We start from the raw sequence: 21,051 nt of genomic DNA on the forward strand, positions 1-21,051 counted from the left end.
TCGCGGACTTCAGTCTTTGGGTGACGACGATCGGGTCCGGTGAAACAGCAGATAGAGGGCGTGCGGGTTGGTGGTCAGATAGCGCCAGAACAACCGGCGCGGCTCGAGCCAAAGCCGCCAGGCCCATTCGAGGCCGACGACCTGCATCCATCTCGGCGCGCGCGGCCGCGAGCCGGACAGGAAGTTGAACAATCCGCCGGAGGTCTTGATGACGCCGACATTGCCAAGCCGCGGCATGAATTCGTCGACGAAGGCTTGCTCATAGGGCACGCCGAGCGCGACCCAGAGGAAATCCGGCGCCAGGGCGTTGATCTCGTCGACCTTGTCCCGCAGCGCGTCGCCGCGCAGATAGCCGTGCGAATGACCGACGATCTTGAGCGTCGGATATGCGCGGCGGACATTGGCGATCGCCGCCTTGTTCTCGGCCTCGTTGGCCCCGAACAGATAGAAGGTCAGCCCGAGTGTCTCCGCCCTGCATGCGACGTCATGGAACAGATCCGTGGTCGCGACGCGCTCGGGAAGCGGCATCGACGAGCGCAGCCTCGACACCATGACGAGCGGTTGCCCGTCGGCATTGATGAGATCGGCGGCGCGGAACAGCCGATCGGTCATCGGCTCGGTCGAGCAGCGCGACAGCACCTCGCCATTGGCGGAGGTCAGATACAGCGGACGGTTGACGCGCCGGTTTGGATGCACCGCCTCGACCATGAAGTCGGCGGTCTGCTCGCGATCGAGCACGGCGAGCCGCAGCCCGCCGATGGTTTCCCTGGGAACGCCGGCGGTGGCAGCCCTACCGACCGGGTTGATACGACGCTCCGGCATGCCAGTTGCGCCGTTAAGCAACTGTGACACGGGCTCGCCACCCGACGTGTTGCAAATCTGGACAGGCGGAACAGCCATGTCTGAATCGAGACGCTGGGCCCCGTCGTGATCGGCGCGCGCAGACGGAATCGCGTCGGAAATGCGGGCGTTTTGGCTATGACTCAACATTTCAGCAAGGGCTCCACTTCTTATATGCCCTTGATTGCAATATCCGGTCCAGACCGCGCGATGCCCGATCGCTACCTTGACTGGCCCAGGCTGCAAAGAGATCGTTAACCATGCTGGTCGCAGGCGGCACGACCTCCCCGGACCAATGGCAAGTATGGCGATCGTTTCGGCCGCGCTGACGTTCGACCAGCAACACTGTGCAAAGGTCGATGCGCGGCATTAATACAATTTGTATTCTACCGGTGCGCGCCGTCATCAGCCTTTGCTATAAGAGTATCGCGCCGGCTCGATCGGTTGTTTGAAAACTCTTTTTTTGGTCTCACATGAATAAGAATGATGGCGCGTTCGATGTCAGCATCGACGACGCATTCAACTTCTTATCCGAGGAATACACGGAATTGTTTGAAAGGTCGGACGCGGCCGCCTTTCAGCATCCGCTGTGGCTCGACAACCTCTATCGCAAGCTTGCGCCCGCCGCGGGAGCGAAGCCGCTGGTCGTCGTTGTTCGTCATCGCGCGAACCAAGCGCTTGCTGTGGTGCTGCCGATGCTGCGCGTACGGCGCGGCCCGATGCGCACGATCGAATTTGCCGATCTTCGGGTATCCGACTATTTGTCGCCGGTGTGCAGCGTCGCGACATTTGCCGACCTGCTGCAAGACCAGGGTGCCTGCGAGAAGCTTCGACAATTGCTGCGCCCGTTCGACCTGTTGCGCGTACCGAAGTTGCTCGATGCCAGGATGCCGATCGAAAATCTGCTCGGAGCGCCTCACCGTAGCCTGATGGATACCAACGCCTACGCGACGGTCCTTGTTGCGCCATTCGAGCAATGGCAGATCAACGCGTTGGGCAAGTCCTATCAGAAGGAGCTGGCCAAGAAATGGCGCCAGATCCACAAGAAGGGTACGCTCACTTTCGCATGCTGCCAGGACGACGCTTCCGTCGCCGAGGCCATGGAGACGATGAAGAAGTTTCGCGGTCCGCGGTTTCACGAACAGGGTGACGGCGACCTGCTGCAGCGTCCGGAATATTTCGATTTCTACTCGAGCGTGGCGCTTCGCGGCATGGGCTCGTTTACCCGGCTCTATGCCATGAAGATGGACGGCAACGTCATCGCCACCGCGCTCGGGCTCGTTCATCGCGGCAGCGTCCTCGTCGTCATGACCGCATTCGACGTCGCGGGCTACAAGAGCCAGTCGATCGGCGCGCTGACGTTCGAGAGCGTCGCCAAGGATTGCATCGCGCGCGGCGACCGGGTGCTGGATTTCACCATCGGCGACGAGCCCTACAAGATGCAGTTCGGTGGTCAGCCCACGCCGATGTCAGGCGTGACGCAGGCCGGCAGCGCGGCCGGCTCGCTCGCCTTGTTTGCGCTGAAGCAGGCGCCCTGGATCAAGCAGGCCGCCAAGCGGGTGACCGACCTCAGGCCGATCCGCACCTCGACTGGCACGCGGTAAGGCCGCCTAAAGCGCGACGAGGTCGGGCTCAATCGGGATCGCGCCTTAGATTTTTGTGTTCAAGCATGAACTTTCGGAAGGCCGCTTTGCGCTAGCGCGGCCCTCCGGGTCCGGATCATGCTCGAGAAATGCGCTACCGCCTACCGGAGCGCGCTGCGGACGCGCATCACCCATCCCGGATGAATCCGATCCACCTGATGCGTGATCATGCGGCGCAGGAAGTGCAGCTTGCGCTGCATGGTCCAGCGCACATCGGTCTTGGAAGTCAAGGCCTCCCGGTAACGCGCCAATTCCAGCGAGTGGCGGTCAGCGGCGAGCTTGTCGTGATCGGCATAGAATTGCGCAATCTTCTCCGCGCCCATGCCCTCGGTCTGTAGCCAGCGCGGCACATAGTCGGTGCAAAGACGCTCGACATCCACCAGCAGACGGCTCACGCCGGTGCCGGCTGCCGGACAGTTGGTCTGAAACGCATCGCCGATCAGCACGACACCCGGCTGCAGATGGCCTTCGGTCACCGACAGGTCCATGACCCAGTTCTGCACCTGGCCGACGATCTCGAAATCACCGAGATAACGCTCCAGGCCCGGCATTAGACGGAACAGCGTCCGCCTGGTGTCGCGGCGCAGCTCGCGCATGATCGGATCGGTCGGATCGCGGAACATGAACAGGTTCGCCCGCATGCCACCCGACATCGGGAACAGGCTGAGATAGTCGACGCCGTCAGCCGCCTGCTTGCCGTAGCAGGTCAGGGCGTCGAAGCCGAACGAGGCGTTATCCGGCCGCGCGATCGTGAAGCCGAACGTCACCGAGTGGCGCGCGGCGATCACTTGCCGGCGCATTCCGAGATTGTAACCGAGTGCGTTCGTCATGCCGGTCGCCAGGATGACCAGGCGCGAGACGACGCGCTTGCCCGAGGCCAGCGTCAGTTGCTGGCGATCCTCGCTGCAGCCGACATTAGTGACCTGGTCGAGCAGGAAGGTCGACGTATCAGGCGTCAGGCCACGGGCCATGTTGACGAGGTCAGCATAGGACACGCCGTAGGACCGGCCGACACCGATATCGACCAGTCGGCCGCCGCGGATGTTGAGCACCCGGTCATACGACGAAGCGACGGCCTCGACATCGTCGAGGAAGCCGAGGCGGCGGAAGATATCGATCTGCCGTCCCGCGACCTTCTCGACACGGAATTCATCCGGCGGGATCGAGCGCTTGTCGATCAGGACCACTCGGTACCCGGCTCGGGCGAGCACGGCGCGCGCGAGCGATCCTGCCAAACCGGCACCAACAATGGCAACGTCCGCTTCGATAACCTCGGCCTCGCAGGCCGGAATCGGCTTAATGGTACTTTCATCGGCAATCATGTTTGTCCGCTCCGACGGCTAATTGGCCACGGAACTGCAATTTCCTTGCCTGCCTCTCTGGCTTGCAGACCTAATGCCGCGAGTTCCATCGTTGAGGTTAACGAGAACATGCGAACCGCGATTGGCGTGCCCTCGGCACATCGCTTGCACCGAAAGCGGTCATCAAACCGAGCTTTTGGAGCCGCCGCGAGGGACAAACGCGGCGATTGCCAGACCGTGGAGCTTCGACGGATGCCTTTGACGCGCAAACCTGGCCCTCGACCGGACCGATCCATGCCACCGAGTGGTACGACCGGGAGAACCCGATCTGCGCCGTTTGGAGACAAGGCGGACGGCGACGTTTCAGAATGGAGCAGTGCGGCGATTTGGCCCGCGTTCACGACTGCGTGGAGTCCGGAAGCCATTCGGAAGGAACGGAATTTTAGCAAGAGAACCTTAACACTCCAGACCTCACCGATTGCTACGGTCAACAGCCTGACTGGATATTGAGACGTCTGTGGTGATTGCCTCTGTTCTTCAAATGCTACGGCGCGATGTCACGCGCGGCGTTGCCGGAACCATCCTGCTCAAGGTTGGTAGCGGCGGGCTGGCATTCGCCCTGTTCTCGCTCGCCGCGCGGGCGATGACGCCCGACGCGTTTGGTGACTTCGCGACCTTGCTGTCCATCGCCCAGATCGCGGCGGTCGTGGGCCTGGTCGGCCAGGAGCTGCTGCTGGTTCGTTTCCTCAACGAGTACGAGGTGCGCGGCCAGCCCGAATTCATCAAGGGCGTGCTGCTGTCGAGCCTGAAGAACTCCGCGATCGGGATGCTGATCTCGATTGCAGCGATCGCGGCGGTGGCGAGCATTCGCGGCGAGTGGTGGCTCTTGATCCTCTCGGTCTCGGCCTTCACCGCCGTCAATGCCGGGTTGATGCTCGGCAGCCAGATCGCACGATCGCTGGTCAGCATCCTGATGGGCGAAGGCAATCGCGAGTTCTTCTGGCGGGTTGCCGTTGTCTTGGTCCTGATCGCCGTGCTGTTCGGCCACCGCCAGCTCACCCCCACCGAACTGTTCACCGCGATGACGGTCGCGATGGCCCTCGGGCTGGCCGTGCAGATCGTCTCGATCATGCGCGTGCTGCCGAACCTGCGCTCGGTCACTGCGCGCTTCGAGAGCTCACGCTGGAACCGGAGCGCATTCCGCTTCTGGCTGGCGTCCATCCTTGAAGCGGCAAACCAGTATTTCGACGTCATCCTGGTGTACTGGATGATGGATCCGGCGACCGCAGGCGTCTACTTCGCGGCCTCGCGTCTGGCCAATATCTTCGCCATGCTCTCGGCTGCGCTCTACACGTTCGGCGCGCGCCGGCTGCCGTCGCTGTATTTCAGCAAGAACCACCGCGAGCTCGAACATACGCTGAAGCTGATGGCCGAGGTGACCGGGCTCTGCGTGCTCAGCGGGCTCGTCATCGTCTGGATCGGCGCCCCCTATTTGCTTGGCCTGTTCGGACCGCATTTCGCCGCACAGCAGTGGGTGCTGATCGTGCTCGCGATCGGAACCGCCTTCCAGGCCGCAGGCGGGCCGTCGGCCGCGGTGCTGCAGCTGACCGGGCACGAACGCGATTATGTTCCGGTCGTCGCCGCCAACGTGGCGTTGCGGCTGATCGGATTTGTCGTGCTGATCCCCTGGCTCGGCGTGCTCGGCGCGGCGATCTCGGCGACAGTCTCCCTGGTGCTCGCCACCATCGCCCTCAATGTGCTGTGCCGACGCCGGACCGGTGTCGACCCGTCGATCCTGGTGCTGTCGCATCTGTCGTCGTCAAAGGGTAGCGGCTATGCGATGCGCGCGGCCGACGGCAACGACTAGACCGGGCTGAACGGCGTCAGCTCGCCAATCCCAGAGCCTTGCCCTGCGATCCGCGAACGCCGGCATCGGTTGCCGCCACGCGATTGACGACAAGCGCCGTCGGGACGGCCCCAAACCGGGATAGATCGGCGCGCGCCTTGCCAATCGCAGCAGAGCCGGCGGCCCCCTCGCGAACCACCAGGATGACCAGATCGGCATGGGCGGCCAGCGCCACCGCGGCCGGCTGCATCGCGAGCGCCGACGCGTCGACGATGATCAGGCCGAAATCGGCACGGATATCGTCCGGCGGATAGGGCGGCGCCTTGCTGCTGGCACCGAGCAGTTCGACGACGGACGGCAGATCGGATTTGATGATCCCCGAACCCTGCGGCGGCGCGGCCTCGACACGCCTGGCTTCCATCTCGATCAGGACGCTGAGCATCCCATTCTTGACGGCCGATCGATTGAGCGACCGTGCAACGGTGCTGCCGCCTGCACCGGCCTCGACCGACAGCAGCAGCGCCACCTTGCCATGCTCCCCCGGAAGCTGCTCGATGTTCTCGATCAGCAACTGGAGATGCTCGCTGAGATCGGGCTCGGCGGTCGTCGCGATTGGGGTCTGCCAGACGCTCCTGACCGCATCCGGCGGGACCATATCGGGAATGCGCGCCAGCACCGGCAATCCCGGCGGCAACGCGGGTTGCGGCGCAGGTTGCAGCGCGGGCGCCTCGGCACGACGCAGCGTCGGAACGGTCCTGGTCGGGAGTTGCGGCAGATTAACGCCGGGAACGGCAACGATCGCAGTCGACGTCAGCAGCGAGACGATTGCAAGCGCGGCGAGCAACAGCGGCATTGGCGGAAGCGTCGAACGCACCGGCGGCGTCGCTGGCGACGCGACCTTGGTCTGCGAGGCCTGCAGCAGCCGCTGCTCGTCGGTCGTCTTGTAGCGCGACAGGAACTGCTCGTAGATATTCTTGTTGGCGTCGGCGTCGCGCTGCAATTCCTGCAGCTTCACGAGCGCCTGTCCGTCGACCAGGATCTGCTGTTCGGCCGCTTTCAGCTGATCTTCGACGGCCTTCTGCTGGTCGCGCTGCGCCTCGTATTCCGACTTCGCGGTGTCGATGTTCTTCTTGCGCTCGATCTCGATCTGCCGGTTGAGGTCGCTGAGCTGACTGAGCGCCATTACGAGGTCGGGATGACGATCGCCGAGCACCCCGCGCTTCTGCGCAATCTGGTCGTTGAGTGTGGAGCGCTGGGCGCGCAGCGCACTCAACAGGTCCTGCTTGACCGGTCCGTCGACATTGGCCTTAAGGTCGCGCTGCAATTGCTCATAGCGCGTCTTGGCCTCTTCGGTGCGGGCCCGCGCCGCGGCGACCTGCTGCGTCAGATCGGTGACGCGCAGTTGCTGCGTGGTGGATTCCTTGCCGGCATTGACGATGCGGTGCTCGAGCTTGAATTTGGCGACGGCATCTTCCGACGACCGCAGCCGGTCGTTCAGCGTCTTGAGCCGGCTCTTCAGCCAGTCGGCGGCCTCGTCGGTTGCCACGGTGCGGGTGCCGCGCTGGCTGGCGACGAACGCCTCGGCTATCGCATTGGCGTAATACGCCGCGCGCTGCGCATTGTTGGACGTGAATTTGATGGCGATAACATAGGTTAATCCGCGCCGGGAAATGTCGAGCCGGCTGCGAAACCGGTCGAGCAGGCGCGTGGGATCGGTCCTACCGCCGGAGATATCATTGTCCTCGGCGACCTTGAGCTGGTCGATCAGCGGCCCGAGAAATCCATCGGATTTGGCGATCTCGACGGCGCTCTGCAGCGCCGCGGCATCTTGCCCGATCCCCGGCAGCACATCCTGATCGGTGGTGACGCGCTGTTCGCGCGGGTCGACCACGACGAGCGCGGTCGCGGCGTAGCGTGCCGGAATCAACATCAGCACGATGATACCGACCGCGAAGATCACCGCGGCGAGCATCAGGATGCGTTGACCTTTCTCGCGGAAAAAGGCCAGCACACCGGGCAGGCTTAGCACGCCCTTGGTGGTTTCCGCGGAAGATTGGCCGGTCGGCACGCCGGACGTTTCCCACGACGCTGCGGGTCCCGTGGCTTCGGAACGTCTCGGGCCGACGCGGCTACCGAACTTCATGGGTTCTGACTCGAATTCAACTGACAGCACCGCTCAGTGCGGCCCCAACGTAAATATCTATGGTTAATCGCCGGTTACCCTCTCTTTGCGTTGCCGTAACCAATTAGTTAACGAGCCGGCTGTACCCTATCTGTGAGATAATGGCTCTCGATTGCCGACACATGTCTGATTGCTAAATGAGCAGTAACCTCACCACGCGCTACTCGGTGCACGAGCACGCTTTGCGTGATAAGCACGCGCGCAAAAATGAGGGAGACGATTCCACTCCCTCGACGGGTGAGGAATCCGTGCTCCATTACGCGGCAAGTCCAGAACTGAGCACAGAATTGCTCGAGCCATCGACCGCATCACGCGATCGATCCGACGAGAGCAAGCCGAAGCTGCGCGTTGTCCTGGTGCAGACCCAGGCCGAGAACGCCGGCGCGCAGGAGATCTCGCGGCTGCTCGGTGCCGGGCTCACTGCACGCGGCTATCACGTCACCAACCTGTTCTTCTTCCGCAAGTCGGATTCCTTCGACGAGCCGCCCAACACCTTCTATTGCGCGCAGACCCGTCCGGGAAACCCGGTGGCGCTGCTGCGCATGCTGTGGACGCTCGCCGGTCATCTCAGGCGCATCAGGCCCGATGTCGTCCTGACCTTCCAGCATTTCGGCAATGTGATCGGCGGCGGAGTGTCGCGCCTGGTCAGCCGCGCGCCCGTGATCGCCAACCAGGTCTCCTCGGCGCTGTCGATGAGCATGCCGGTGCGCGCCGCCGACATCATCATGGGCTCGACCGGCTTCTTCCAGTGCATCACGCTGAACTCGCGCGACATGGAGCGGGAATATGCCCGCTATCCCGCGCCCTACCGCTCGCGCATGAAGCACGTCCCGCATGGCTTCGACGACAAGTCGCACAGCCTGCCAAAGGACGCCGCACGCCAACAATTCAAGCTGCCGCCGGATCGCACCCTGCTCGGCTGCGCCGCGCGGCTGCACCCGCACAAGCGGCTCGATGCAGCCATTCGCCTGCTGGCTGCCGACCCGTCCTGGCACCTTGCCCTGGCGGGCCAGGGCGCGGATGAGGAGCGGCTGCGAGCCTTGGCGGACGAGCTGAAGGTCACGGACCGGCTCCACTTCATCGGCGAGATCCCGCCGCGCCAGATGGCCGATTTTCTGGCCTGCCTCGACGTCTTCGTCTTTCCCTCGCAGGCCGAGACTTTCGGTCTTGCGGCAGTGGAAGCCGCGAGCGCCGGCATTCCCTGCGTCGTCAACGATCTTCCCGTGCTGCGCGAGGTGCTGTCGTACCAGGGACAACCTGCCGCGGCGTTCGTTGACGCCGCGAACGATGCCGAGTTTGCGGCCGCCGTGTCGAAAGTCCTGACGGACCGTTTGTTGAGCGAGCAGCTGCGGCAAAGCGCCGTGGGCCTCAAGTCGCGCTATTCGTTGGATGCCATGATAGAGGAATACGTCCGCATTCTCGGCAATGCCGTGGGGGCTGACGCGCACTAGGAAGTTGGGCTGGCCATGATTATCGAGTTTCGCTGCGATCGTGAGCAGGCGCGGCTCTGGATGTGCCGTGAGTCACTGCACATCAACGATCAGGATATTCCCGTTCAGATCGCCTGGATCACGACGCCGGGCCCCCGCCCTGCGGGCCTCGACGCACTGTTCGAGCTGGAGCGCATCGTTCTGCGCAAGGGCAAGGCCGGCGGCGCCGACAGGCTGAAGACGATCCCTGAGCGGCCCCGCGCAGGCAATCCCGACGTGGTGGTCGATTTCACCGCGGCCGCGCGCGATCCGAATTGCTCCGCCAGGCTCTACCTCCGTCCGCGATTCAACGGGCGTGCGGGAGAGAATTCCGCACTCACAGCCATTCTCGCCGGCGATCTGCCGGTGATTGAAATCGTCAATGAGTGCGACGGCACGGTAATGGACCGCGGCCATCCCTCCGCGGAAATCGCAGCCGGCTTGAGCGGCGGGCTGGAAACCGTGATGACCCGCACGCTGTCGATGCTGCCGCCGATTCTGTCAGGCGCGCCGCGGCTGGTGCCGCAACTGGCCAGTCCGGCGAGCGGCGACGCAGCCCCAAATCCCGCCCCCTTCGTCGTGCGCGGCGTGGCGACCTCGATCGCGAAGGAAATCTATCGCCTCTGCTGCTACGCGCCGCATTGGCATATCGGCTGGCGCTTCGCCGAGAACGCGGATGTCTGGCGCACCGGCGATCTGTCGGGACCTACCTGGAACGTGCTCAGCGATCCCGGCAACCGGTTCTATGCCGATCCTTTCCCGGTGAAATGGCAGGGCCGGACCTTCGTCTTCTTCGAGGATCTCGATCACCGGACCGGCAAGGGCATCATCTCCGCGATCGAATTCGACGGCAGCGGGCCGGTCGGCGCCGTGCTGCCCGTGCTGGAGGAGCCCTGGCACCTGTCCTACCCGTTCCTGATCGAGAGCGACGGCGAGCTCTGGATGATCCCGGAGAGCACCGCGCATCGCGACGTTCCGCTCTACAAATGCATCCGCTTTCCGGACAAATGGGAGCGGCACTCCACGTTGCTGTCCGGACTCGAGCTCGCCGACGTGACGATCACGCAGCACAACGGACTGCACTACATGTTCGGCGCCTGGCGCGACGGCACCGGCGGATATTCCGACACGCTGGCGATCTACTACGCCGAGCAGCTGTTCGGGCCATGGCGGCCGCACGCGACTAATCCGGTGCTGATGGATCGCGCGACCACGCGGCCGGCGGGTAATTTCGTAACTATCGATGGCAAGCTATGGCGGCCGGTGCAGGATTGCAGCACCGGATATGGCGCAGCGCTCGGCCTTGCGGAAGTGCTCGAACTGTCGCCGACCACGTACAAGCAGGCCGTTCGACACCTGCTGAAGCCCGGACCATTGTGGACCGGACGCAAGCTGCACACGCTCAACCGCTGCGGCCAGCTCGAGGTGATCGACGGCTCGCGGGTTCAGCCGAAGACCGCTGCGATCCTGGCAGACCTGCGGTCGGACGACCGCCCGCCGCAATCGGACTGGCACAGCGCACTGGCGAAGCCGATCGCGCGACGGCCTTTCTAGCACGCTGCACTGCCCACTTCGCTCAGTTCGTCTCGGCGCTGAGCACGCCGCCGAACTGCTCCCATGAGCTTCCCGTCCAGCGCTGCAGCTGCAGCTGCGTGTACGCCATGCTGTTGTCGGGACCGGTGTTGACGGTGATGCCCGGCATCAGGGTCGGCAGCACCAGCCCCTTGATGTTGCGCGCCTGCTTGACGATGTTCTCGCGTGACAGATCGTCGCCGCACTGCTTCAGCACCTGCTCCAGGATCTGGCCTTGCTGGGTGCCGAACAGATAGTTGCTGTCGCCGATATCGGACCCTGGGAGATATTTCTCGAAATGGGCGCGGTACCATTTGATGCCGGGATCGTCGGCCCATTTCTTGTCATTCGGATCCTTCGCGATGGTCGCCACCACGACGCCCACCGCCTTGTCTGCGCCGGCCGGCACGATGGTCGAGGAGACCGAGCTCGACACATAGTTGACGATGGTGAGCGGGGTCCAACCGATCTCGTTCGCCTTCTTGATCGCCTGGGCCGCGAATTTCGGCGTGCCCGCGATCAGGAACGCCTGGGCGCCCGATGCTTTCAGCGTGACCACGCGGGATTCGATGGTAGGCTCGGTGACCTCATAGGGAGACGTCACCACCTTCTTGTCGAAATCGGCCTTCAGCACCTCCTTGAACGCAGTGACGAAATCACGGCCGAGATCGTCGTTCTGATAGAGGATCGCGATCTTCGCATCGGGCGCCGTCCGAGTGATATACCTTGCGTAGATCTTGCCTTCGGTGTTGTAGCTCGGCAATCCGGTGGTGGTCAGCGGAAACTCCGTGAAGTTGGCGAATTTGGTCGCGCCGCTGACCACGAACAGATGCGGCACCTTCTTCGCGGTGACGTATTTGATGGTCGCGCCGATCCCGGGCGTGCCAAGCGGGCTGAACAGGAACGCTACCTCGTCGCTCTCGATCAGCTTGCGGGTCTGCTCCACCGCCTTGGGCGGCGTATAGGCATCGTCATAGGTGATGAGGTTGATCTTGCGGCCGTTGATGCCGCCGCGATCATTGATGGAATGGACATAGGCGATCAGGCCCCTGCCGGTGTTGCTGAGCGGGGATGCTGGACCACTGAACGGGAACGTCGCCCCGATCTTGATTTCCGACTCCGAAACCCCCGGCGTTTCGGCACGAACCGGAGCAGCAGCGAAAGCCGCGAGCGCCGCAATGGACACGATAAATCTCTTCAACACCATCGAACTCCCCCTGAACGCTTATGAATTGAATTTGCTGATGCGATCGGCGCGCCGCCTACCAGGCTTCGCCGAACGGCCTGATCTCGACGTTGAACGACCACGCACTGCGATCCTGATGTGCGATGTGCCAGACCTCGTCCGCGATCGCCCGCGGCTTGATGAAGAAGTCGTCCGGCCGCTCCGGCCAGCGCTTCCGGGTCCATTCCAGATCGATCACCGCATCGATCACGAGATAGGCGACGTGGACACCCTGCGGTCCCAAATCGCGCGCCATCGCTTCGGCGAGAATGCGCTGCGCCGCCTTGGTCGGCGCGAACCCGGCGAAGCCGGCCTTGCCGCGTAATGCCGAGGTGTTGCCGGTGGCAACGATGGCGCCCTTGCCGGCGCTGATCATCGCTGGCGAAAACCGCCGCGCCAGGTACAACAGACCCATCGTGTTGACCTGAAAGTTGCGATTGAGAATTTCCGGATCGATCTCGCGGAACGTGCCGAACGCGCCGCCGACGGCATTGTGGATCACGACGCCGGGGCTGCCGAGATCACGCTCGACGGCCGATGCCACCGTCTCGATCTGCGCGGGATCGGACACGTCGCAGCGATAGGCCTTGGCGTCCGGCAGTTGCTGCGCGAGCGCAGCGAGACGCTCCTCGTTCCTGGCAAGCAGCGCAACGCGATAGCCGCCCTCAGCGAACCTTCTGGCGAGCGCCGATCCGGTGCCGGGGCCGACGCCGGATATCAGACAGACAGGTGCAGTCATGCGATCAACCCTCCGCGTTGCGGCCGGCGCCTTTCAGGCGGCCGCCTTCGACAGCAGCTTCTCAACGTATGGCTTGAGATCCGGCGCAAAATGCGCGTGCTCGATCAGCCGCGCAAAGTGAGCGAACATCAGCGGATACGCGCCCCTTACGCCCGGATGCAGGATTTTCTCCAATCCCTGCTTCTGCAGTTGCTCGGTCCGCGCATGCTCATTCATGAACAGTGCAAGCTCGGCGGCAAAGCAGATGTCGGCAATCGAGATGCCGTCACCGACCAGCGTCTCTCGCCGTGGCGACAGTGCCTGCTCGATTCCGGAAGCATAAATCGCGAACGCGTCTTTCGCGCGGGCATGAATGGCCGCATCGACCGTGCCGCCCGACAGCGCCAGCAGATAGATCTGCGAATCCCGTGCAAACACCAGGCTGACGTCGAGAAAGCTGTCGATCCTCGAGGCAGCATAGGCGTCGCGCCCGTACAGTTGGAACCTAGCTTCACCGAGCCGCGCCACCGCCCGCATGATGCTGTTGGATTCGAAGATCCCAACTTTGCCGTCGGCCCCGAACGCGGCCGGCACATTGCCGAACGGCTGTGCCGCCATGAACGCGTCGGTCTTGAACAGCTGCGCGCCGGTCAACCCGACCCGGCCGGTCCGCGCCAGCGAGGCGAGCTCGGCGCGCTCCTGCTCCGCCAGCGGATGGGCATCATAGTCCCACAACCAGTCGCGCAATTCCTTGCCCGAGGCGCCCCTGACCTCGACGTCGACGCCGCAGAACCGCGCCGCGATGGTCGCCTTCCACACGCGCGGGTTCGGCAGATAGGAGAAGATGCGCAAGGCGGCCATGGTGGCTGCTCCGAGTGCTGTTGGGTCAGGCCGCCAGCTTCAGGATCTTGACGACGTCGCCGGGCTCGCGGATCGGCTGCGGGTTGGCGCGGGTGAAGATCGACAGCATCGCGTTCTTACCGATCAGCTCGAAGCGATCCTCGCCGACGCCGACATCGGCGAGCCGCCGCGGCAGGCCGAGCTCCGCGACGAACCCGGCGAACGCCTCGCCGGCATCGCGCCCGGGCGCGCCGAGCGCAGCGGCAATCGACTGCTGGGCGGCTTCGGTCGCGGGACGGTTGTAGCGCAGCACGCTCGGCATCATGACAGCCGTGCAGAAGTAATGCGGCACGTCGCAGGTGCCGCCGAGCACATGGCCGATGGCGTGGCTGGCACCCATCGGCACCCGCGACTGCAAGCCGAACGCCGACAGCCAGGAGCCCAACTGGCAGCTCAACCGCGCCGCCTCGTCGCCGGGATTGGCCTTGGTACGGAGCAGGCCGTCGTGCAGATAGCGCAGCCCCTGCTGGCACACCGCATCGACCAGCACATTGGGCCGGCTGGAGCAGATCGCCTCGATGCCGTGGTCCATCGCACGCGTGCCGGAGCCGAGCCAGAGCTTCTCCGGTGTATATTTCGTGATCGCGGGATCGAGGATGATGCTGCGCGGCATCATCATCGGATGGTTGAAGATCTGCTTCAGCTTGCGGCTGGTGTCGGTGACCAACGCGCCGGAATTGTATTCGCCACCCGACAACGTGCTCGGGATCGCGATCATCCGGACCTTCGGGTTGCGGAACGCCCCGAAGCGGCGGTCCGGCGTGGTCTCGAAGCCGTCGAGCCCAGCCGGCTCGAAGATCTGATGCTCCATGCACATCAGCACGATCTTTGCCGCATCGACCACCGAGCCGCCGCCGATCGCGACGACGAGGTCGGCCTTGGCTTCCGTCGCCTCTCGCGCGATCTGCGTTACCGCGTCCCGGGTCGTGTGCTGCGGCACGCCGTCGAAAGTCGCGGCATGGCGATCGCCGAGACCTTTACGGATCTTCTCGATCTCGTCGGTCGTGGTGTTCAGCGTCCGGCTGGCGATCAGATAGACGCGTTTCGCGCCCAGCCGCTCGGCCTCCTCGCGCAGCGCTTCGGCTGCCGGCTTGCCGTAGATCACGGTTTCCATGGTGGGGTATTGATGGCTGCCGGTGACGCGCATGCTTTCGCTCCCTCGATGTATCCGTGAATGGCGCTGCTGGTCAGGCCGACAGCTTGGTGAAGTCGGGCTGACGCCGTTCGGCGAAGGCGGCGAAGGCCTCACGCGCCTCGGGTGTCGTCAGCCGTTCCTTGAACAGCACACCTTCCGCGGCGATCTGCGCCGCGATCCGCTGGTGTTCGCGCATCAGTTTCTTGGTCATGCTGAGCGAACCGGCCGGCCGCTTGGTCAGCGCCACCGCCGCATCATGCGCCTTCTTGCGCAGATCAGCCTGCGGCACCACGGCATTGGCAAGGCCCGATGCCAGCGCGCCCTGTGCATCCATCGGCTCGCCAAGCGCGAACATCGCATAGGCGCGCGCGTGCCCGATCCTCAGGGGTAGCAGCCAGCTCGACGCCGCCTCCGGCACCAGCGCCAGGTTGACGAACGGCGTGATCAGCCGGGCGTTCTCGGCGAGATAGACCAGGTCACAATGCAGCAGCATGGTGGTGCCGACGCCGACCGCATTGCCCTGCACGGCGGCGACCAGCGGCTTGCTGACCTTGCTGATGGTCTCGATGAAACGATGCGCCGGGCTGTCGACCGCACTTTCGCCGCGCGCCTGGCTGGCGAAATCGGCGAGGTCGTTGCCCGCGGTAAAGCTGTCGCCGTCGCCCTGGAACAAGATCACCCGGACGGACGCATCCGCCTCGGCCCGCTCCAACGCATTCGACATCGCGTCATACATGGCGCCTGTCAGCGCATTCTTCTTCTCGGGCCGCCGCAAAGTCAGCGTCATGACGCCGGCGGCGATTTCCACTGTCACATGCTCGGTCATGGCGATCTCCCGTCAGGCGACCGCGCGGGCCGGCTTGGTCTCGAACTTGCCGTCGAGGAAGCCGGTCAGCCGCTGCCGGATGATCGCCTCGGCCTCGGCCATGATGCGGTCGATCAGCTCCTTGACCGTCGGGATGTCGTGGATCAGGCCGACCACCATGCCGCAACTCCAGGCGCCGGCATCCATCTCGCCGTCGATCATCACCTTCGGGTAGACGCCGGCGACCTGCTCGTGGATGTCCTCGATCTTCAGCTTGGCGCCCTTCTCGCGCTCGATCTCGAGCAGTTCGTCGACGCCCTTGTTCTTCAGCACCCGCTCGGTGTTGCGCAGCGCGCGCATCACCAGCCGCGTGTCGAGCTCGTCGGCGTCGAGCAGCGCCTGCTTCACGTTGGGATGAACCGGCGCCTCCTTGGTCGCGATGAAGCGCGTGCCCATGTTCATGCCGGCGGCGCCCATCGACAGCGCGGCGACGAGGCTGCGCGCATCCGCCATGCCGCCTGAGGCGACGAACGGGATCTTCAACTCATCCGCCGCGCGCGGCAGCAGGATCATGTTCGGGATGTCATCCTCACCGGGATGGCCGCCGCATTCGAAACCGTCGACGCTGACCGCATCGCAGCCGATCTTCTCGGCCTTCAGCGAATGCCGCACCGAGGTGCATTTGTGGATCACCTTGATGCCGGCCGCCTTCAGCGCCGGCATGTACTGCTCCGGGCTGCGGCCTGCGGTCTCCACCGCCTTGACGCCGCCCTCGCGGATCGCGGCGATGTATTCGGGATAGGGCGGCGCGGTGAAGCTCGGCAGGAAGGTCAGGTTCACGCCGATCGGCTTGTCGGTCATGTCGCGGCAGCGCGCGATCTCCTTGGCCAGCAGCTCCGGCGTCCGCTGGGTCAGGCCGGTGATGATGCCGAGACCGCCGGCGTTGGACACCGCAGCCGCCATCTCGGCGAAGCCGACATAATGCATGCCGCCCTGGATGATCGGATGCTGGATGCCGAACAGTTCAGTGATTGCTGTCTTCACAAGTATCTCCCGCGTTTCCGATCAGTGGATGATTTCGAACAGGCCGGCGGCACCCATGCCACCGCCGATGCACATGGTCACCACGCCGTATTTCGCCTTGCGCCGCCGGCCCTCGATCAGCAGGTGGCCGGTGAGCCGCGCGCCGGTCATGCCGTAGGGATGACCGATCGCGATCGAACCGCCATTGACGTTGAGCTTCTCTGGATCGATGCCCAGCTTGTCGCGGCAATAGATCACCTGCACCGCATAGGCCTCGTTGAGCTCCCAGAGATCGATGTCGTCGATCCTGAGATTATGCCGCTTCAAGAGCCGCGGGATCGCGGCGACCGGGCCGACGCCCATCTCGTCCGGCTCGACGCCGGCGGCGACGAAACCGCGGAAGATTCCGAGCGGCTTCAGGCCCTTCTGTGCGGCGATCTTGTCGCTCATGATCACGCAGGCCGAGGCGCCGTCCGAGAGCTGGCTGGCATTGCCGGCGCTGATGGTCTTGCCCTCGAACACCGGCTTGATCTTGGCAAGCCCATCAGCCGTGGTGTCCGGCCGCGGGCCTTCATCCTTGGCCAGCGTCACTTGCTGATAGCTGACCTCCTTGGTGTCCTTGTTGACCACGGCCATCTTTGTCGTGATCGGCACGATCTCGTCGTTGAAGCGTCCCCCCTGCAGCGCGGCGCCGACCCGGCGCTGGCATTCGAGGCTGTATTCGTCCTGCTTGTCGCGACCGATCCCGTACCGCTCGGCGACGACCTCGGCGGTCTCCAGCATCGACATGTACATCTCGGGCTTCATCGCCATCAGCTCGTCGTCGACGGCGTGGAACCGGTTCATGTGCTCGTTCTGCACCAGGCTGATCGACTCGATGCCGCCGCCGATCGCGATCTCGACGCCGTCAAGCATCACCGAGCGTGCGGCGACCGCGATCGCCTGCAGGCCGGAGGCGCATTGCCGGTCGATGGTGGTGCCGGCGACCGTAACGGGTAGTCCGGCACGGATCGCGCCCTTGCGCGCGACGTTCATCACCATAGTGCCCTGCTGCATGGCGCAGCCCATCACCACGTCCTCGACCTCGCCGGGCGCAATGCCGGCGCGCTTCACGGCTTCGGCCATCACATGGCCGGCCAGAGTCGGGCCGTCGGTGTTGTTCAGCGCGCCGCGATAGGCCTTGCCGACGCCGGTGCGCGCGGTGGAAACGATGACTGCATCCTGTGACATGTCTTGTCTCTCTGGCTTAGGCGGCCGCGTCGAGCTGCGCATAGCGCAGCACGTGATAGGCGGGATCGCCGAACTGGATGTTGATGGAGGAAATCCGCTTGAAGTAGTGGCCGACGTTGAGCTCGTCGGTCATGCCCATGCCGCCATGCAGCTGCACCGCCTGGTCGGCGACGAACTTGCCGGCATAGCCGATCTTCGATTTGGCGCCCGACGCCAGCCGGGAGACGCCGGCCTCATCATCGTTGAGGCTGAGGCTAAGATGCTGCATCAGGGAGAGTGTTTCCTGATGCGCGATGAACATGTCGACCATCCGGTGCTGCAGCACCTGGAAGCTGCCGATCGTGACGCCGAACTGCTTACGCGTCTTGGAATACTCCAGCGTCGCGGCGTTCAGCTCACCGATCGCCCCGACCGCCTCGGCACAGAGCGCGCCGATCGCCCGGTTGCGGCAGGCTTCCAGCGCGGCGACGCCCTCGCCTTCCCTGCCGAGCAATTCCCCGCGTACGCCGCGCAGGCTGACTTCGGCCGCCCTCCGGCCGTCGACGGTCTTGAAACTCTGCAGATCGAGATTGGCAGCGCGGCGATCGACCACGAACAGGCTGACGCCGCCGCGATCATGCCGATGGCCCGAAGTGCGGGCGGAAACGATCAGATAATCCGACCAGGGCGCGGCCACCACTGCGGTCTTCTCGCCGGTGAGCACATAGCCGTCGCCGTCCCGGCGCGCGGTGGTGGCGACCGTTGCGAGATCGAACCGCGAGCCCTTCTCGGTCCAGGCCAGCGCCCAGAGCTTTGTCCCTGCGATGATGTCGGTGATGTATGACTGCTTCTGTGCGTCGGAGCCCACCTGCTCGATCAGGCCGCCGGCAACGACGACGGTCTCGACGAACGGCTCGACCACCAGATGACGGCCGAACTCCTGCATGATGATCATGGTCGACAGCGGCCCGCCGCCGAGCCCGCCTGCGGCTTCCGAGAACGGCGCAGCGAGCAGGCCAAGCTCGGCGAATTCAGCCCATTGCTTGCGGCCCAAACCGTCCTCGCTCGCGACGATCTTGCGGCGGGCTTCGAAATCATACTGGTCGCGCAGCAGCCGCTGGACGCTGGACCGCAACAATTCCTGCTCTTCTGTGAACTGGATATCCATCCGATCCTCGTTGCCGCTAGTTGTTGTTGAGCATGATCTTTTCGGAAAACCGCTTCACACTTTTCCGGATCGTGCTCTAGAGACCGAGCACCGCCTTGGCGATGATGTTGCGCTGGATCTCGTTCGATCCGCCGTAGATCGAGAGCTTGCGCGAATTGAGATATTTCTCCGACGCCGTGTGGCCGTAATCCGGACCCGGCATGAAGCGATTGGCGCTGACCGGATGCTCGCGGATTGCAAGCCCGTAATTGCCGATCGCCCGATGCGTCAGCTCGGTGATGTTCTGGAAGATCTCGGTGCCGCGGATCTTGAACAGCGAGGCCGCAGGTCCGGGGTCGATCCCGCGGGCCATCTGGGCGACGACCCGCAACTCGGTCGCCTCCAGCGCCAGCACGTCGAGCTCGACGCGGGTGATGTCCCGGATGAATTCGAGATGCGCCGGATCGTCTTCCGGGATCTCCGCCTTCACGATCTTCTTCAGCCGGTTGAGATAGCGCGTCGAGCGGCCGATGCCGGCCATGCTGGTGCGCTCATTGCCGAGCAGGAATTTGGCGTAAGTCCACCCCTTGTTCTCCTCGCCGATCAGATTATCGGCGGGGACGCGGACATTCTCGAGGAAGACATCGTTGACCTCGTGCGAGCCATCGATGGTGATGATCGGGCGGACGGTGACACCCGGCGACTTCATGTCGATCAACAGGAACGAGATGCCGGACTGCGGCTTCGCCGTGGGATCGGTGCGGACCAGACAGAATATCCAGTCGGCATGCTGCGCCAGCGTGGTCCAGGTCTTGTGGCCGTTGACGATGTAATGGTCGCCGTCACGCACCGCCTTGGTGCGAACGGTGGCGAGGTCGGAGCCGGAGCCCGGCTCCGAATAGCCCTGGCACCACCAGTCCTCGCCGGACAGGATGCGCGGCAAGAACTTGTTTTTCTGCGCATCATTGCCGAACGTGTAGATGACCGGGCCGACCATGGTGACGCTGAACGCCAGCGGCGGCATCGTGCCGGCGCGCGTCGTCTCCTGCTCGAAGATGAAGCGGCGGGTGATCGACCAGCCGGGCCCGCCATATTCCTTCGGCCAGAGCGGCGCGATCCAGCCCTTGTTGTGCAGGATGCGATGCCACAGCAACATCTGCTCCTTGGAGAGGTCGGTCTCCGGGTTGGCGACGCGCATCTCCGCCGGATAATTGTCCTTGATGAAGGCGCGAACCTCGTCGCGAAACGCCGCATCGTCAGGGGATAGCGCGAGCTCCATCTGCCGTGCTCCCTACCACTTCTCGCCGAACGGCCGGATTTCCAGCTCGAAGGTCCAGGCGCTCTTCGGCTGCTGATAGAGCTGCCAGTAGGACGCCGCGACCGAAGCCGGCGGCATCAGCAGATCGGGATTGTCGAGCGCGTTCGGGCCGAGCGCCTCGATGCGGCGTTGCCTCACCCATTCGGTGTCGACGCCGGAATCGATGATCAGATGCGCGACATGAATGTTCTTCGGACCGAGCTCGCGCGCCATCGCCTGCGCCACGGCGCGCAGGCCGAACTTGGCGCTGGCAAAGGCGGCATAGCCACTGCCGCCGCGCAACGATGCGGTCGCTCCGGTGAAGAAGATGTTGCCCTCACCGCGCGCCGTCATCAGCCGCGCCGCCTCGCGTCCCGCCAGGAAGCCGGAGTAGCAGGCCATTTCCCAGACCTTGCGGAACACGCGCTCGGTGGTCTCAAGGATCGGGAAATTGACGTTGGCGCCGATATTGAAGATGCAGACCTCGAGCGGGGCATGCTTATCGGCGTCGTTGAGGAAAGCGGTGATCTCCTCCTCCTTGCGCGCGTCGAGCGAGCGCGCATGGATCTCGCCGCCCGCGGCCTCGATCTCCTTGACCAGCGGCGCGAGCTTGTCGCCGTTGCGGCGGCCGGCGAAGATCGTAAAGCCTTCGGCGGCGAACTTCTTGGCGATCTCGCCGCCGATGAAATCACCGGCACCAATGACCGCAACCGTCTTGTTTCTCTTCTGCATGGTGTTC

General features: G+C 64.1%; 17 protein-coding genes. 4 read left to right on the top strand and 13 right to left on the bottom strand.

Translation table 11 applies throughout. The features are described 5' to 3' along the window. Nucleotides 1–9 precede the first annotated feature (9 nt). The gene (locus JQ616_RS00650) at nt 10–822 is read right to left on the bottom strand and encodes a WecB/TagA/CpsF family glycosyltransferase (protein WP_212011458.1); all 813 of its coding nucleotides are present in this window, start codon (nt 820–822) and stop codon (nt 10–12) included. Nucleotides 823–1,313: 491 nt separating this feature from the next. Between JQ616_RS00650 and JQ616_RS00655 the strand changes: the two genes are divergently transcribed. Further along, nucleotides 1,314–2,444: a GNAT family N-acetyltransferase gene (locus JQ616_RS00655; protein ID WP_212011459.1), complete on the top strand. Its 1,131-nt coding sequence runs from the start codon at nt 1,314–1,316 to the stop codon at nt 2,442–2,444. 140 nt (nt 2,445–2,584) lie between these two features. Here the strand turns inward: JQ616_RS00655 and JQ616_RS00660 are convergent, their stop codons facing one another. After that, nucleotides 2,585–3,805, bottom strand: coding sequence for an FAD-dependent oxidoreductase (locus tag JQ616_RS00660; RefSeq protein ID WP_212011460.1), 1,221 nt, complete (start codon nt 3,803–3,805; stop codon nt 2,585–2,587). 520 nt (nt 3,806–4,325) lie between these two features. Between JQ616_RS00660 and JQ616_RS00665 the strand changes: the two genes are divergently transcribed. Further along, on the top strand, nt 4,326–5,651 hold the full coding sequence (locus JQ616_RS00665) for a lipopolysaccharide biosynthesis protein (protein ID WP_249136305.1): 1,326 nt from the start codon (nt 4,326–4,328) through the stop codon (nt 5,649–5,651). 16 nt (nt 5,652–5,667) lie between these two features. Here the strand turns inward: JQ616_RS00665 and JQ616_RS00670 are convergent, their stop codons facing one another. Next, nucleotides 5,668–7,773 (bottom strand): GumC family protein, encoded by a 2,106-nt coding sequence (locus JQ616_RS00670; RefSeq protein ID WP_212011462.1) that lies wholly within the window; start codon nt 7,771–7,773, stop codon nt 5,668–5,670. 287 nt (nt 7,774–8,060) lie between these two features. Between JQ616_RS00670 and JQ616_RS00675 the strand changes: the two genes are divergently transcribed. Continuing rightward, complete coding sequence (locus tag JQ616_RS00675) at nt 8,061–9,263, top strand: glycosyltransferase family 4 protein (protein WP_433995948.1); 1,203 nt, start codon at nt 8,061–8,063, stop codon at nt 9,261–9,263. 15 nt (nt 9,264–9,278) lie between these two features. Beyond that, complete coding sequence (locus JQ616_RS00680) at nt 9,279–10,835, top strand: glucosamine inositolphosphorylceramide transferase family protein (protein ID WP_212011465.1); 1,557 nt, start codon at nt 9,279–9,281, stop codon at nt 10,833–10,835. 22 nt (nt 10,836–10,857) lie between these two features. Here the strand turns inward: JQ616_RS00680 and JQ616_RS00685 are convergent, their stop codons facing one another. The 10 genes from JQ616_RS00685 to JQ616_RS00730 all read right to left on the bottom strand — a co-directional run bounded on the left by JQ616_RS00685 (nt 10,858) and on the right by JQ616_RS00730 (nt 21,044). Beyond that, on the bottom strand, nt 10,858–12,060 hold the full coding sequence (locus tag JQ616_RS00685) for an ABC transporter substrate-binding protein (RefSeq protein ID WP_212011467.1): 1,203 nt from the start codon (nt 12,058–12,060) through the stop codon (nt 10,858–10,860). Between the two features lie 55 nt (nt 12,061–12,115). Next, on the bottom strand, nt 12,116–12,817 hold the full coding sequence (locus JQ616_RS00690; protein ID WP_212011469.1) for an SDR family NAD(P)-dependent oxidoreductase: 702 nt from the start codon (nt 12,815–12,817) through the stop codon (nt 12,116–12,118). A 33-nt stretch (nt 12,818–12,850) separates the two neighbouring features. After that, entirely contained in the window at nt 12,851–13,657 is an 807-nt protein-coding gene (locus JQ616_RS00695; RefSeq protein WP_212011471.1) for a glutathione S-transferase, read from the bottom strand. A 25-nt stretch (nt 13,658–13,682) separates the two neighbouring features. Beyond that, nucleotides 13,683–14,843, bottom strand: coding sequence for an iron-containing alcohol dehydrogenase (locus tag JQ616_RS00700; protein ID WP_212011472.1), 1,161 nt, complete (start codon nt 14,841–14,843; stop codon nt 13,683–13,685). A gap of 40 nt (nt 14,844–14,883) precedes the next feature. Beyond that, on the bottom strand, nt 14,884–15,657 hold the full coding sequence (locus JQ616_RS00705) for an enoyl-CoA hydratase-related protein (RefSeq protein ID WP_212011473.1): 774 nt from the start codon (nt 15,655–15,657) through the stop codon (nt 14,884–14,886). A 12-nt stretch (nt 15,658–15,669) separates the two neighbouring features. Beyond that, nucleotides 15,670–16,680 (bottom strand): NAD(P)H-dependent flavin oxidoreductase, encoded by a 1,011-nt coding sequence (locus JQ616_RS00710; protein ID WP_212011474.1) that lies wholly within the window; start codon nt 16,678–16,680, stop codon nt 15,670–15,672. Between the two features lie 21 nt (nt 16,681–16,701). After that, nucleotides 16,702–17,889 carry an acetyl-CoA C-acyltransferase gene (locus tag JQ616_RS00715; RefSeq protein ID WP_212011475.1) on the bottom strand — a complete coding sequence of 396 codons (1,188 nt, stop codon included), beginning with the start codon at nt 17,887–17,889 and terminating at the stop codon, nt 16,702–16,704. A gap of 16 nt (nt 17,890–17,905) precedes the next feature. Beyond that, nucleotides 17,906–19,036, bottom strand: coding sequence for an acyl-CoA dehydrogenase family protein (locus tag JQ616_RS00720; RefSeq protein WP_212011476.1), 1,131 nt, complete (start codon nt 19,034–19,036; stop codon nt 17,906–17,908). A gap of 76 nt (nt 19,037–19,112) precedes the next feature. Beyond that, nucleotides 19,113–20,294: an acyl-CoA dehydrogenase family protein gene (locus JQ616_RS00725; RefSeq protein WP_212011477.1), complete on the bottom strand. Its 1,182-nt coding sequence runs from the start codon at nt 20,292–20,294 to the stop codon at nt 19,113–19,115. 12 nt (nt 20,295–20,306) lie between these two features. Next, on the bottom strand, nt 20,307–21,044 hold the full coding sequence (locus tag JQ616_RS00730; RefSeq protein WP_074124840.1) for an SDR family oxidoreductase: 738 nt from the start codon (nt 21,042–21,044) through the stop codon (nt 20,307–20,309). Nucleotides 21,045–21,051: the final 7 nt, after the last annotated feature.

It is taken from the genome of Bradyrhizobium tropiciagri (assembly GCF_018130545.1).
Classification (GTDB): domain Bacteria; phylum Pseudomonadota; class Alphaproteobacteria; order Rhizobiales; family Xanthobacteraceae; genus Bradyrhizobium; species Bradyrhizobium tropiciagri_A.